Origin of the sequence: Pseudomonas sp. BF-R-26 (assembly GCF_019947395.1) — a bacterium.
In the GTDB taxonomy this organism is placed as follows: Bacteria; Pseudomonadota; Gammaproteobacteria; order Pseudomonadales; family Pseudomonadaceae; genus Aquipseudomonas; species Aquipseudomonas farris.
The window spans coordinates 314715-327612 of the sequence record NZ_JAGYGK010000006.1; the positions used below are offsets into that span (position 1 = coordinate 314715).

15 protein-coding genes are annotated in these 12898 nt (G+C 61.6%); 11 read left to right on the top strand and 4 right to left on the bottom strand.

Annotated features, from left to right (window positions below):
• Positions 1 to 11: 11 nt before the first annotated feature.
• Together KGB18_RS11095 and KGB18_RS11100 are read right to left on the bottom strand one after the other, a co-directional pair.
• Positions 12 to 599: a cytochrome c oxidase subunit 3 gene (locus KGB18_RS11095; RefSeq protein WP_223569882.1), complete on the bottom strand. Its 588-nt coding sequence runs from the start codon at positions 597 to 599 to the stop codon at positions 12 to 14.
• Positions 583 to 1374 carry a CbbQ/NirQ/NorQ/GpvN family protein gene (locus tag KGB18_RS11100; RefSeq protein ID WP_223569883.1) on the bottom strand — a complete coding sequence of 264 codons (792 nt, stop codon included), beginning with the start codon at positions 1372 to 1374 and terminating at the stop codon, positions 583 to 585. The genes KGB18_RS11095 and KGB18_RS11100 overlap by 17 nt, the downstream gene beginning before the upstream one ends.
• Before the next feature lie 199 nt (positions 1375 to 1573).
• On the opposite strand from KGB18_RS11100, the gene KGB18_RS11105 reads away from it, so the two are divergent.
• From KGB18_RS11105 to KGB18_RS11155, 11 genes are all read left to right on the top strand, one after another.
• Complete coding sequence (locus tag KGB18_RS11105; RefSeq protein ID WP_411736815.1) at positions 1574 to 3265, top strand: cytochrome D1 domain-containing protein; 1692 nt, start codon at positions 1574 to 1576, stop codon at positions 3263 to 3265.
• 24 nt (positions 3266 to 3289) lie between these two features.
• Entirely contained in the window at positions 3290 to 3607 is a 318-nt protein-coding gene (locus KGB18_RS11110) for a c-type cytochrome (protein ID WP_123722309.1), read from the top strand.
• 16 nt (positions 3608 to 3623) lie between these two features.
• Complete coding sequence (locus KGB18_RS11115) at positions 3624 to 3950, top strand: c-type cytochrome (RefSeq protein ID WP_123722308.1); 327 nt, start codon at positions 3624 to 3626, stop codon at positions 3948 to 3950.
• Complete coding sequence (locus KGB18_RS11120; RefSeq protein ID WP_223569884.1) at positions 3947 to 5125, top strand: cytochrome D1 domain-containing protein; 1179 nt, start codon at positions 3947 to 3949, stop codon at positions 5123 to 5125. The genes KGB18_RS11115 and KGB18_RS11120 overlap by 4 nt, the downstream gene beginning before the upstream one ends.
• A gap of 1 nt (position 5126) precedes the next feature.
• Positions 5127 to 5585, top strand: coding sequence for an Lrp/AsnC family transcriptional regulator (locus KGB18_RS11125; RefSeq protein WP_123722306.1), 459 nt, complete (start codon positions 5127 to 5129; stop codon positions 5583 to 5585).
• Positions 5582 to 6097 carry an Lrp/AsnC family transcriptional regulator gene (locus tag KGB18_RS11130; RefSeq protein ID WP_223569885.1) on the top strand — a complete coding sequence of 172 codons (516 nt, stop codon included), beginning with the start codon at positions 5582 to 5584 and terminating at the stop codon, positions 6095 to 6097. The genes KGB18_RS11125 and KGB18_RS11130 overlap by 4 nt, the downstream gene beginning before the upstream one ends.
• The gene (locus KGB18_RS11135) at positions 6090 to 6533 is read left to right on the top strand and encodes an Lrp/AsnC family transcriptional regulator (RefSeq protein WP_008075024.1); all 444 of its coding nucleotides are present in this window, start codon (positions 6090 to 6092) and stop codon (positions 6531 to 6533) included. Before KGB18_RS11130 ends, KGB18_RS11135 begins: the two co-directional genes overlap by 8 nt.
• Positions 6508 to 7011 carry an Lrp/AsnC family transcriptional regulator gene (locus KGB18_RS11140; protein WP_223569886.1) on the top strand — a complete coding sequence of 168 codons (504 nt, stop codon included), beginning with the start codon at positions 6508 to 6510 and terminating at the stop codon, positions 7009 to 7011. The genes KGB18_RS11135 and KGB18_RS11140 overlap by 26 nt, the downstream gene beginning before the upstream one ends.
• A 26-nt stretch (positions 7012 to 7037) precedes the next feature.
• Positions 7038 to 8216, top strand: coding sequence for a heme d1 biosynthesis radical SAM protein NirJ (gene nirJ, locus KGB18_RS11145; RefSeq protein WP_223569887.1), 1179 nt, complete (start codon positions 7038 to 7040; stop codon positions 8214 to 8216).
• 70 nt (positions 8217 to 8286) lie between these two features.
• Positions 8287 to 9126 (top strand): uroporphyrinogen-III C-methyltransferase, encoded by an 840-nt coding sequence (cobA, locus tag KGB18_RS11150; RefSeq protein ID WP_223569888.1) that lies wholly within the window; start codon positions 8287 to 8289, stop codon positions 9124 to 9126.
• Positions 9123 to 10616, top strand: a complete 1494-nt coding sequence (locus KGB18_RS11155) for a nitrite reductase (protein WP_223569889.1) — start codon at positions 9123 to 9125, stop codon at positions 10614 to 10616. The genes cobA and KGB18_RS11155 overlap by 4 nt, the downstream gene beginning before the upstream one ends.
• An 886-nt stretch (positions 10617 to 11502) precedes the next feature.
• Here KGB18_RS11155 and KGB18_RS11160 read toward each other — a convergent pair.
• Together KGB18_RS11160 and KGB18_RS11165 are read right to left on the bottom strand one after the other, a co-directional pair.
• Positions 11503 to 12246, bottom strand: a complete 744-nt coding sequence (locus tag KGB18_RS11160) for an SDR family NAD(P)-dependent oxidoreductase (RefSeq protein ID WP_223569890.1) — start codon at positions 12244 to 12246, stop codon at positions 11503 to 11505.
• A 115-nt stretch (positions 12247 to 12361) separates the two neighbouring features.
• Complete coding sequence (locus tag KGB18_RS11165) at positions 12362 to 12889, bottom strand: nitrous oxide reductase accessory protein NosL (RefSeq protein ID WP_123722299.1); 528 nt, start codon at positions 12887 to 12889, stop codon at positions 12362 to 12364.
• Between the last annotated feature and the right edge of the window lie 9 nt (positions 12890 to 12898).

A 12898-nucleotide genomic window follows, 5' to 3' on the forward strand; every position in this document is an offset into this window, starting at 1 on the left:
CAGAACCTCCGTCAATTCAGAACGTAGACCAGCGGAAACAGCACGACCCAGATCAGATCGACCATGTGCCAATACAGCACACCCGATTCAAGCCCACTGCGGTTGGCCGCGTTGTACAGGCCACGACGGCAACGCTCGGCCAGCCATCCGAGGATGACCATGCCGAGCAGTACATGGAGAAAATGAAAACCGGTGAGGATCCAGTAGAGGGTGAAAAACGTGTTGTGCTCCATGCCCAGCCCCGAGGCCAGCAAGTGTCGGTATTCCGTGATTTTCAACACCACGTAGACACTGGCGGCGAGTAACGCTGCCAGCAGGTAGACAGCGCCGGGGCGAGACCGGGAGCGCTTGACCTGCTCCTGAGCCAGCGCGGCGAACAGCCCGGCGGTGAGCAGGCTCAGGGTCATCGCCAGGCCGGTAGAGGTGTTGAGCAACTGACGGCTTTCGCCGAACAGCTGCGGTTTGAGTGCCTGGGTCACGGCGAACGTCAGAATCAGGATGGCGAACACCGACAGCTCAGCCAGAATGAAAAACCACATCGCCAGATCACCCGGCAAGTGACCCGACGCAACGCGTCTGGCCTCAGCCGAAGTGGACATCAACCACGTCCATCAGCGCCGCAACCGTCAGCGGATCATCGCTCAGCGGCTCGGCCAGGCAGGCCATGCAAGCCTCACGCGGGCTCATGCCGGAGCGGATCATTCGCGCGGTGAAAATCAGCAGTCGCGTTGAGGCGACCTCCTCCAGGTCATGTTGATCGAGCCGGCGCAGTGCCTGTCCCAACCTGACCACTTGCGCCGCCAGCGCGCTGTCTACCTGCGCCTCCCGGGCGACAATGCGCTCTTCATCGGCCACCGGTGGATAGCCGAAACGCATCGCCACGAAGCGTTGTCGGGTGCTGGGTTTCATGCCTTTGAGCAGGTTCTGGTAGCCGGGGTTGTACGACACCACGAGCATGAATGACGGCGGCGCCTGCAGCACTTCGCCGGTGCGTTCCAGGAACAACTCGCGACGATCATCAGCCAGTGGATGCAGTACGACCACGGTGTCCTGGCGCGCTTCGACCACTTCGTCCAGATAACAAATGCCGCCTTCACGCACCGCACGGGTCAGTGGCCCGTCCTGCCACCAAGTGCCCTGGGCACCGATCAAGTGACGGCCGATCAAGTCGGCGGCGCTCAGATCGTCATGGCAAGCCACGGTGTACAGCGGCAGTTTCAGCCGATGGGCCATGTGCTGGACAAAGCGGGTCTTGCCGCATCCCGTCGGGCCTTTGATCAGCACCGGCATGCCGTGTCGCCAGGCTTGCTCGAACAGCACCTCCTCATTGTTGAGCGGTTGATAGAAGGGTTCGCAAGACTGGATTCGGTCCATGGGCTGTCTGTTCCAAAAGCGGATTCAAGCCACACGCTACGGGCCCCTGCGACAACCTGGCAAGTGACATGGCCGGCAAACTTGATCGCGGTCAAGCGAGCATTGGCCTGCTCGGGCATAGCCTTGCACGGCACTAAGAACCTGCGTTCTGCGCTGCCGTTTCAGCACATCGCAAAGGTCTTGCCTGAGGAGAAATGGAATGCTGATCAGCAATAGAAAAACGTTTGCTCTGACTGTCGCCACATTGTGTTCGGCGCTGGCCCTTGCGGTGACTCACGCGGCTAGAGCCAACGAGCCCGCTGCCGCTGCGACTAGCCCGCTGATGGTCAAATCCGCCGGAGCGCCCGACATGAGTCAGGCCGAGTTCGACTCGTCCAAGGAAATTTACTTCCAGCGCTGCGCCGGCTGCCATGGCGTACTGCGCAAAGGCGCCACCGGCAAACCGCTGACACCGGACATCACCCAGTCCCGCGGGCAACCGTTTCTGGAAGCATTGATTACCTACGGTTCACCGGCGGGCATGCCGAACTGGGGAACGTCGAATGCGCTGACCAAGGATCAGATCACGTCAATGGCCAAGTTCATTCAGCACGCGCCGCCGACGCCGCCGGAATGGGGCATGGCCGAGACGCTGAAAACCTGGAAAGTGCTGGTCAAGCCTGAGGATCGTCCGAAGAAGCAACTGAGCAAACTCAACCTGCCGAACCTGTTTTCGGTGACGTTGCGCGATGACGGCAAGATTGCCCTGATCGACGGTGACAGCAAGAAAATCGTCAAGCTGATCGAGACCGGTTATGCGGTGCACATCTCGCGAATCTCCGCCTCCGGTCGCTACCTGCTGGTGATTGGTCGAGACGCACGGATCGACATGATCGACCTGTGGCCGGTGGAGCCGACCAAGGTCGCCGAAGTCAAAGTGGGCATCGAGGCGCGCTCGGTGGAGACCTCCAAGTTCAAGGGCTACGAAGACAAATACACCGTCGCCGGCTCCTATTGGCCACCGCAATTCACCATCATGGATGGCGAAACCCTGGAGCCCAAACAGATCGTCTCGACCCGCGGCATGACCGTCGACAAGCAGGAATACCATCCAGAACCCCGGGTCGCGGCGATCATCGCCTCCCATGAATGGCCGGAGTTCATCGTCAACGTCAAGGAAACCGGCAAGGTCATGCTGGTCAATTACCAGGACATCAAAAACCTCACCATCACCTACATCGATGCCGCGCCGTTCCTGCATGACGGCGGTTGGGACAGCACGCACCGCTACTTCATGACCGCCGCCAACAACTCCAACAAAGTCGCCGTGATCGACTCCAAAGATCGCAAATTGGCAGCCCTGGTGGAGGTCGGCAAAACCCCTCACCCGGGGCGCGGCGCCAACTTCAACCACCCGACCTACGGCCCGGTCTGGGCCACCAGCCATCTGGGTGATGACGGCATCTCCTTGATCGGCACCGACCCGGTCAAACACCCGCAATACGCCTGGAAACAGGTTGCCTCACTCAAGGGCCAGGGCGGCGGATCGCTGTTTATCAAAACCCACCCTGACTCCCGTCACCTGTATGTCGACACCACCCTCAACCCCGACGCCAAGCTGAGCCAGTCGGTGGCGGTGTTCAACATCGACAAACTCGACGCCGGCTACACCGTGCTGCCCATCGCCGAGTACGCCGGCATCAAGCAAGGCGCGATGCGGGTGGTACAGCCGGAATACAACAAGGCCGGCGATGAAGTCTGGTTCTCCGTGTGGAGCGGTCAGTCAGAGGAATCGGCGCTGGTAGTGATCGACGACAAAACGCTGAAGCTCAAATCAGTCATAAAAGACAAACGACTGATCACTCCCACCGGAAAATTCAACGTCTACAACACCCAACACGACATCTATTGAGCTCCATCAATGCAAGGAACCATCATGAAAAATACTCTGTTTTCACTGTTCGCCCTGACCGCTGCGCTGAGCGTGCAGCCGGCCATGGCTGCCGAGGACGGGCCGGCGCTGTTCAAGAGCAAACCCTGCGCCGCCTGCCATTCCATCGACACCAAGATTGTCGGCCCGGCGCTCAAGGATGTCGCGGCCAAGAACGCTGGCGTGGCCGGGGCCGTGGACACCCTGGCCAGCCACATCAAGAACGGCACACAAGGCAACTGGGGCCCGATGCCAATGCCGGCCAACCCGGTGACGGATGAAGAAGCGAAGACACTTGCAACCTGGGTCCTGAGTCTCAAATAGCCAACTGGAGGGCGTCATGAAGGTTTATCGACACGCTGCGATTCTGGCGGCCCTCCTCCTCATTTGCGCAACCTCGGTTGCCGCGCCCGACGCCAAGCGTCAGGCACAACTCGAACACCTGCTGGCCCAGGACTGCGGCGCCTGCCATGGCCTGCACATGACCGGCGGGCTGGGTCCCGACCTGACCCGCGCAACGCTGGCGGGCAAATCCAGGGACAGCCTGATAGCCACCGTCAGCCAAGGCCGGCCCGGCACCGCGATGCCCGGTTGGGCCCCGCTGCTCAGCCCGGATGACATCCGTTGGCTGGTCGATCTTCTACTCCAGGGATATCCCGCACCATGATCCGTTCAACCCTGCTTTTAGCGGCGACCGGGCTGTTGTTGTCCGCGTGTGTTCAGCCACCGTTGCGTGGTACCGGCGATCTGGGCGTGGTGGTGGAGCGCGCCACCGGTAGCGTGCAAATCATCGAAAGCGACACCCGCACGGCACTGGTCCGACTCGAGGGTTTGGGCGATCTGTCCCATGCCTCGGTGGTGTTTTCCCGCGACCAGCGTTATGCCTATGTGTTCGGTCGCGACGGTGGGCTGAGCAAGATCGACCTGCTGACCCAACGCATCGATCAACGGGTGATACAGGGCGGCAACAGCATCGGCGGCGCGATCAGTCAGGACGGCAAACTCATCGCCGTGTCCAACTACGTGCCCGGCGGGGTCAAGGTGTTCGATGCCGAAACCCTGCAACTGGTGGCCGACATTCCGGCCACGCCCCTGGCCGATGGCAGCAAGCGCTCACGGGTGGTCGGCCTGGTCGACGCGCCCGGTCAGCGTTTTGTATTCAGCCTGTTCGATACCGGCGAGATCTGGGCCGCCGATTTCAGTCAGGGCAACACGCCGCGGATCAGCCGATTCACCGACATCGGCCAGCAACCCTACGACGCGTTGGTCACCCCGGATGGTCGCTATTACATGGCGGGACTGTTCGGCGAAGACGGCATGGCGCAACTCGATCTCTGGCATCCGGAGCGCGGGGTGCAACGAGTGCTCGGTGGTTACGGGCGCGGCCAGGCGAAATTGCCTGTCTACAAAATGCCGCATCTGGAGGGCTGGGCCGTCGCCGATCACCAGGCCTTCGTGCCCGCCGTTGGCCGTCACCAGGTGCTGGTGATGGATTCGCGCACGTGGAAGCAGACCGCTGCCATCCCGGTGGCCGGCCAACCGGTGTTCGTCACGTCGCGGCCGGACGGTCGGCAGCTGTGGGTCAATTTCGCCTACCCGGACAACGATCGGGTTCAAGTCATCGACAGCGAAACCCATGCCGTGGTCGCCGATCTGCGGCCAGGGCCGGCGGTGCTGCACATGGAATTCACCGCTCGCGGCGATCAGTTGTGGCTGTCGTTACGCGATGGCGATCAGGTTCAGGTCTGGGACCCGTACAGCCTGAAGCAGCTGAGCACCCTACCCGCCACCGCGCCAAGCGGCATCTTCTTCAGCAGTCGCGCGCAAAAAATGGGCTATTGAAATGAACCTGGACCTGCTCAGCCGCCAACTGATCGACCGCTTCCAGCATGGCATGCCGCTGTGCGCGGAACCTTACAAAGAGATGGCGCGGATTCTCGGTTGCCGCGTGGCCCAGGTGATGGCTTGCCTGGAAGAAATGGATCAGGCCGGCACCCTCTCACGGATCGGCCCGGTGTTCGAACACAGTCGCGCCGGGGCCAGCACCCTCGCCGCGCTCGCCGTGCCCGCCGAACGCTTGCAACAGGTCGCCGAGCACGTCAGCCAGTATCCCGAGGTCAACCATAACTATGCGCGGGAGCATTTCTACAACCTGTGGTTTGTGCTGACCGGCCCTGATCGCCAACACATCGATCGCGTTCTCGAACAACTTGAGAAAGACACCGGCCTCATGCCGCTGGATCTGCCGATGTTGACCGCTTACCGCATCGACCTCGGTTTTGCCCTGGGAGAAAGCTCATGACACCGGGGTTGAGTTCCAAACAGGCACTGGCGCTGCGTCGGCATCTGGAAGGCGGATTGCCGCGGGTATCGCGCCCCTATCAGGCCCTCGCCGAACGGATAGACGCCGACGAAAACCAGGTGCTCGCGCAAATGCATCAGTGGCTCGAGCAAGGGCTGTTTCGCCGGATCGGCCTGGTGCTCAACCATCGCGCGCTGGGTTTTACTGCCAACGCCATGCTGGTGCTGGATGTTCCGGACGCGCTGATCGACGAAGTCGGCCAGCGCCTGGGGCGAGCGCCCGGCATTACCCTCTGCTATCAACGGCCACGGCGTTTGCCGCAGTGGCGCTACAACCTCTTTTGCATGGTTCATGGGCGCCAACGTGAGCGGGTCGAAGCGCAGATCCAGGCGTTGTTGGAAAAACACCTGCTGAGCGACCTGCCCCACCAACTGCTGTTCAGCACTCACGCGTTCAAACAGTGCGGCGGACGCTTTACCCCCTCACCAACCGGAGCCCCCAACCATGGATGACCTCGACCGTCGGCTGATCAACCGCCTGCAACTGGGCCTGCCGCTGGTGCGCCACCCGTGGCAGGCACTGGCCGCCGAACTGGAGAGCAGCAGCACCGAATTGCTCGACCGCCTCCATGAACTGCTGGAAGACGGCATGCTCACGCGCTTCGGCCCGATGTTCGACATCGAACGCCTCGGCGGCGCCTTCACCCTCGCTGCGCTGGCGGTGCCGGAGGAGCGTTTCGAAGACGTCGCCGAGCAACTGCAGGCCCTGCCTGAAGTGGCGCACAACTACCGCCGCGAACACGCCTGGAACATGTGGTTCGTGCTCGGCTGCCCGACCGAACAAGGCATCGCCGAGACCCTGCAGCACATCGAAACCCTGACCGGTCTGCCGCTGCTCAACTTGCCCAAAGAGGAGACCTACCATGTCGGTCTGTACTTCCCGGTCTGAAGACACCCTGGCTCAGCGTCTGATCGAGCTGACCCAGGCCGGCCTGCCATTGCTGGACGATCCGTGGGCCTGGCTCGCCGAACAGCTGGGGCTGAGCATCGAATCCACCCTGGACTTGCTCAAGCGTTTGCAGGCCGAGGGCGCCATCCGGCGCATCGCCGCCGTCCCCAACCACTATCGCCTGGGCTATCGCTACAACGGCATGACGGTCTGGGATGTGCGCGACACGGACATGCCGCGCCTCGGGGCGCTGATCGGTGCGCAGCCTTTTGTCAGCCACTGCTATCGACGCCCGCGCAAAACCGCGTGGCGCTACAACCTGTTCGCCATGGTCCACGGCCGCAGCCGCGAGGAAATCGACAGCTACCGCGAACACCTGCGCTACTTGCTGGGCGACGCCTGCGTCGCCGACGAGATGCTGGTGAGCAGCCGCATCCTGAAGAAAACCGGTTTGCGGCTGCCGCCAGTGCCACGCTGAACACGCGCTTGTTCAAGGAGATTTGCATGTTGAGGATCAGCCAATACCTGCGTGCCCTGACCGGCCAGGCGCCTGCCCCCAGAACCAGCCCACCGGGCAGCAACCGTCCGCCGGTGGTGATCTGGAATCTGCTCAGGCGCTGCAACCTGACCTGCAAACACTGTTACGCCACGTCCGCCGACAGCGTCTTTCACGACGAACTCGATACGCCCGCCGCACTGACCGTGATCGACGATCTGCACGACGCCGGGGTGAAGGTGCTGATTCTTTCCGGCGGTGAACCGCTGTTGCGCGACGATCTGTTTGTGCTCAGCGCCTACGCCCGCACCAAGGGTTTCTTTGTCGCGTTGTCCACCAACGGCACACTGATCAATGAGCAAAACATCGCGCAGATCCGCGCAGCGAATTTCGACTATGTCGGGATCAGCATCGATGGCCTGGAAGCCACCCATGATGCGTTCCGCCAACTCAAGGGCAGTTTCGCCAGTTCCATGCGGGCGATCCGCCTATGTCGCGAACAAGGCATTCGCGTCGGTCTGCGCACCACCCTGACCCAAGAGAACCATCAACAACTGCCCCAATTACTGGCGCTGATGCGCGAGTACGACGTGCAGAAGTTTTATCTGTCGCACCTCAACTATAGCGGTCGTGGCAAACGCAGCCGCAAGCTCGACGCCCGGCAGCAGATGAGCCGCGAAGCGATGACGTTGATCTTCGAACGGGCCTGGGAAGACATCGAGCACGGTCGCGACAGCGATTTTGTCAGCGGCAACAACGATGCCGACGCGATTCTCTTGCTGCAATGGGTGGGCCTGCGTTTACCCGAACATCAGCCGCGCCTGGAAAACATGCTCCGGGCCTGGGGCGGCAACGCCTCGGGCAGCGGCATCGCCAACATCGACAACACCGGCGAAGTGCACCCCGACACCTATTGGTGGCAGCACTCGGTGGGCAATGTCCGGCATACGCCGTTTCGCACGCTCTGGCTGGACCAGCCAGACGCCTTGTTGCAGCAGCTACGTGTGCATCCGCGCGGCGTCGGTGGCCGTTGTGGTCAATGCCGCTGGTTGAACATCTGCAACGGCAATACCCGCACCCGCGCCTGGGCCGAAGGCGACCTCTGGGGCCAGGACCCCGGTTGCCACCTCAGCGATGAAGAAATCGGTATGCCGCCATTAATGACCATTCCTTGCGTCATGCACTGAAGCACCCGCCTGGCGAGCCATCTTGCAAAGGATGGGGCCGGCCCACCTGATGAAGAACCAAGGACGTCCCATGCACCCATCGATTGTTTTACCGGCCGCACTTGCGTCCCCGTTCAGACCGGGCGAAGTGGCCCTGGTCGGCGCGGGGCCCGGCGATCCACGCTTGCTGACCCTGCGTGCCTGGAGCCTGTTGATGCAGGCCGACGCCGTGGTTTACGACCGCCTGATCAGCCCCGAGCTGCTGACGTTGATCCCCCTCACCTGCGCCCGGCATTACGTCGGCAAGGCCAGCGGCTGCCATAGCCTGCCCCAGGAACAAATCAACGAACTGCTCGCCGATCTCGCCGATTCGGGGCAGCGCGTGGTCCGGCTCAAGGGTGGCGACCCGTTCATATTCGGCCGTGGCGCCGAGGAGCTGGAGTATCTGCTGCAACGCAACATTGACTGCCAGGTGGTCCCGGGCATCACCGCCGCTTCCGGCTGCAGTGCTTACGCGGGCATTCCGCTGACCCACCGGGATCTGGTCAACTCCTGCCGCTTCATTACCGGGCATTTGCAGCGCGATGGTGAGTTGTCACTGCCCTGGAGCAGCCTCGCCGACAGCAGCCAGACCCTGGTGTTTTACATGGGGTTATCGAACCTCGGAATTATCGCCCAGCGCTTGATCGAAGCCGGAATGGCCGCCGATACACCGGCGGCGCTGATCAGCAATGGCACACGCCCCGACCAGCACGTCGCCCGAGGCAAGTTGCACCAGTTGCCGACCCTGGCGCTGGATTGCCCACCGGGCATTCCGACGCTGACGGTGATCGGCAAAGTGGTCGATCTGTTCGCTACCCAACAGCAGGAATACCCGGCGCGCTTTTACTCCGCTCCCGTATTGCAACGCCACGGTAAGGTGGCGATATGAGGCGCATGCTGCTTGCCCCATTGTTATGGATCGGCGCGGCCCATGCCGGCGCAACGGTTCCATCCTCCGACGCGGCTGCCGACCTCTACCAACAGCATTGTCAAAGCTGCCATGGCGCCAAACGTTTCGGCGGTACGGGGCCGGCCTTGCTGCCGGAGAGTCTGAGCCGGATCAAACCCGATGAAATCCGCAGCGTCATTCAGAACGGTCGGCCCGCGAGTCAGATGACTGGGTATGCCAACGTATTCAGTCCGGCACAGATCGACGCGCTGGTTGATTACCTTCAGCAACCACCCGCCACCCCACCCACCTGGAGTAACGATGACATTCGCGGCAGTCATTCCATTCTCGCCGACATCAGCAAACTGCCCGACACGCCCCAGCATGGCGCCGACCCGCTGAACCTGTTTGTGGTGGTCGAAGCCGGCGACCATCACATCGACATCCTCGACGGCGATCGTTTCGACGTGCTGGAGCGGTTTGCTTCACACTTTGCGGTGCATGGCGGGCCGAAGTTCTCACCGGATGGACGCTTCGTCTACGTGGCCTCACGCGATGGTTGGGTCAGCCTGTACGACTTGCACAACCTGAAGCTGATCGCCGAGGTCCGCGCCGGGCTCAATACCCGCAACCTGGCGGTGAGCAAGGATGGCCGCTGGGTGCTGGTGGGCAACTATCTACCCGGCAATCTGGTGGTGCTCGATGCCCGCGATCTGTCGCTGGTCAAAACCATCCCCGCAATCGGCCAGGACGGCACCGCGTCACGGGTCAGCGCGGTCTACACCGCTCCGCCACGAGACAGTTTCATCGTGGCGCTCAAGGATGTGAAGGAAGTCTGGGAGCTGTCGAGCGCCGGCACACCGGACTTCGAACCACGACGGATCCAGGCCGAAGACGTGCTGGACGACTTTTCCTTTTCACCGGACTACAAGCAACTGCTGGCCACATCGCGCAAGGCCAAGGGCGGCCAGGTGATCGACCTCGACAGTGGCAAGGTGGTCACCGATATACCGCTGCCGGGCATGCCGCACCTGGGGTCCGGGACCTACTGGAAACGTAACGGTGAGTGGGTGTTCGCCACGCCGAATATCAGCAAGGGACTGATCTCGGTCATCGACTTCAAGACCTGGAAACTGATCAAGGAAATTCCGACCCTGGGGCCGGGGTTCTTCATGCGCAGTCATGTCAACTCGCGGTATGCCTGGACTGACGTGTTCTTCGGGCCGGACAACGATGCGATCCACTTGATTGACAAACAGACCCTCGAAATCGCTCACACCTTGCGCCCAATGCCTGGCAAGACGGCTGCCCACGTTGAATTCACTCGCGATGGCCGCTACTTGTTGCTGAGCATCTGGGCCAGCGATGGCGCACTGATTGTGTATGACAGTAATACCCTTAAGGAGATCAAGCGACTGCCGATGAACAAGCCGTCGGGTAAGTACAACGTGGGCAATAAGATTGAGTTTGTGGAGGGGACTTCGCATTAGGTCTTGGTGTACATATCCGTTTCTGCGGTCACGGCGGCTATTGGTTCCGCTCTTACAGCGGGTCACTTTCGAAAAGCGCGAAAGTAACCAAAGCGCTTTTGCCCCTTTCGTTCGGTGCCTCGCCTAGGCTCGGCATGCCCTCGCTCCGGTCCTGCTCCGTGGGCCCGCCGCGATCGGCCATCCATGGCCGTGCGCGGCTAACCCGGCATCCATGCCGGGTTGCCCACTGCGCAGAACCTCCACTCGGCCTCTCGAGGGGGCGAGTACCGCAAAAGCACCGCGAGGCGGCCTACCGGCCGGCCTTATTTCGGGTTGTGTACACCCTGATGATCGTTCCCACGCTCCGCGTGGGAATGCATCCCGTGACGCTCTGCGTCACCATTGCGCAGGACTCAAGCCTTGCGTCGACAGCGGGACGCGGAGCGTCCCCGGCGGCATTCCCACGCGGAGCGTGGGAACGATCAGTGTGGGAACGGCTCCTGTTGTTTTGTTTTGCTTTGCTTTGCTTTGCTTTGGCTTTTGATGTTGATCTTGACCTGCCCCGTCGGAAGGCCGAGCGCAGGTTCTGCGCAGTGGGCACCGCGGCAAGGATGCCGCGGTAGCCGCCCCCGGCCATGGATGGCCGATGGCGGCGGGCCCACGGAGCAGGACCGGAGTGAGGGTACCCTGAGCCTAGGCGAAGGGCCGTACGTCAGGGGCGAAAGCGTTTTGGTTACTTTGGCGCTTTTCCAAAGTGACCCGCCGTAAGGGCGGAACCAATAGTAGTCGTTACCGCAGCAACGGATATGTACACCATCAAAACCTACGTCACCCGACACGCCGCCATCGCAGGCAAGCCCGCTCCCACAAGGGTCCGGGAACATCCGCAAAATTGTGAGTTCCCCCATCACCCCAAGGTATAACCATTATCAACCTTCCAATCCTGCCCATAGACACCCCGGGCGCCTTGGGACAGTTGAAAAACAATCACATTGGCCACCGCTGACGCATCGAGAAAATGACCAGGCAGCAGACGCTTGCCAAGGGTATCAGCGACGTCATCGAGCTCCCCATCGCTCAACCCCAGGTTGTCCCACATCGAGGTCGCGGTCGGCCCCGGCGAGACCAGATTGATGCGCACGTCATAACGCGCAAACTCCACCGCCAATGTGCGTGCCTGAGCCGCCAGCGCGGCCTTGCTGGCAATACAGGCAGCCAGACCGGGAAAGCTCGAACCGGTCAGAAAACTACCGACAAACACCACCGAAGCCGGGTTCGCCAACTCACCGCGCAACGCCGCCAGGGTGTTCAACGCCCCGGCACCGTTGACCGCCCATTGGCGCTGGAAGGCCGGCATGTCCAGGCTGTCGGCCATTTCGGCAATGCCCGCGTTGGGCACCAGATAATCCACCGGCCCCAACGCCGCAGCCCGACGGGCCAGCTCGTGAAGATTGTCCTGGCAAGTGACATCCCCGGCGCACCATTGCAGCCGTTCACCGTAGATCTGCTGCAAGACTGGCAATTCACCGACAGTGCGTGACATCGCCAGCACCTTGACCCCGCGCGGCAACAGCGCGGCGCACAACGCCAGGCCAATCCCGGAGCTGGCGCCGGTGATCACCGCCAGACGATCCTGAAACTCGGTTTGCATCATGTTCTCCTGGGCATCGTTAATGCCAAGCACTGGGGACGTTGTGAGCCCCTATCTTTGAACAGACGCAGAAATATCGACTTGACGGCGATCACTTTTCTCGATGGCTCGCCGATCAATGAGTCGAGTGCGACATCGCTGTCTGCTGCTGAAGCACCGCCTGATCGATCTCGCTGAACCGCAGCACACGACCGCCCTGCTCGGCGGCCAGTTTTTCCGCAGCCTGCTGGCTGGAGAAGGACGCCAGCACTACACCCATGGCGCCTTTGAGTTGGGTGCCGACCACGTAAAACGCATCCTTGGCATCGATCAGATGGGCGTCATTGGGTGCGTTCCACGGGCTGCGGCCCATGTCGTGAACATACAACCGGGCCTCGCCATGATGATTTTCCGGTTGCAGCCACCAACCGATCATCTCCGCCGTGGAGCAGAATTTCTTGATGCCGCTGCGCTCGACCACTTCGCCCTTGGGCCCGGGGAAGCCGTCGATGATCATGCCGCAAACATGGCATTCATCACTGGGATGAAAAGCAGCGGCGGCATCGTTGTAGGTGGCTTGCACGGGTTTGTCACAGGCCGCCAGCAGCAGACAAACCATCAGGCCCGCCACGGCGCGTGCCGTCGTCGAATACAGATTACTCATCGTCAGATG

Coding starts and splice junctions, on each gene's coding strand:
- KGB18_RS11110 (WP_123722309.1), top strand. CDS start 3,290: ATGAAAAATACTCTGTTTTCACTGTTCGCCCTGACCGCTGCGCTGAGC.
- KGB18_RS11165 (WP_123722299.1), bottom strand. CDS start 12,889: ATGAGTAATCTGTATTCGACGACGGCACGCGCCGTGGCGGGCCTGATG.
- KGB18_RS11115 (WP_123722308.1), top strand. CDS start 3,624: ATGAAGGTTTATCGACACGCTGCGATTCTGGCGGCCCTCCTCCTCATT.
- cobA (WP_223569888.1), top strand. CDS start 8,287: ATGCACCCATCGATTGTTTTACCGGCCGCACTTGCGTCCCCGTTCAGA.
- KGB18_RS11120 (WP_223569884.1), top strand. CDS start 3,947: ATGATCCGTTCAACCCTGCTTTTAGCGGCGACCGGGCTGTTGTTGTCC.
- KGB18_RS11125 (WP_123722306.1), top strand. CDS start 5,127: ATGAACCTGGACCTGCTCAGCCGCCAACTGATCGACCGCTTCCAGCAT.
- nirJ (WP_223569887.1), top strand. CDS start 7,038: ATGTTGAGGATCAGCCAATACCTGCGTGCCCTGACCGGCCAGGCGCCT.
- KGB18_RS11100 (WP_223569883.1), bottom strand. CDS start 1,374: ATGGACCGAATCCAGTCTTGCGAACCCTTCTATCAACCGCTCAACAAT.
- KGB18_RS11130 (WP_223569885.1), top strand. CDS start 5,582: ATGACACCGGGGTTGAGTTCCAAACAGGCACTGGCGCTGCGTCGGCAT.
- KGB18_RS11095 (WP_223569882.1), bottom strand. CDS start 599: ATGTCCACTTCGGCTGAGGCCAGACGCGTTGCGTCGGGTCACTTGCCG.
- KGB18_RS11140 (WP_223569886.1), top strand. CDS start 6,508: ATGTCGGTCTGTACTTCCCGGTCTGAAGACACCCTGGCTCAGCGTCTG.
- KGB18_RS11155 (WP_223569889.1), top strand. CDS start 9,123: ATGAGGCGCATGCTGCTTGCCCCATTGTTATGGATCGGCGCGGCCCAT.
- KGB18_RS11105 (WP_411736815.1), top strand. CDS start 1,574: ATGCTGATCAGCAATAGAAAAACGTTTGCTCTGACTGTCGCCACATTG.
- KGB18_RS11135 (WP_008075024.1), top strand. CDS start 6,090: ATGGATGACCTCGACCGTCGGCTGATCAACCGCCTGCAACTGGGCCTG.
- KGB18_RS11160 (WP_223569890.1), bottom strand. CDS start 12,246: ATGCAAACCGAGTTTCAGGATCGTCTGGCGGTGATCACCGGCGCCAGC.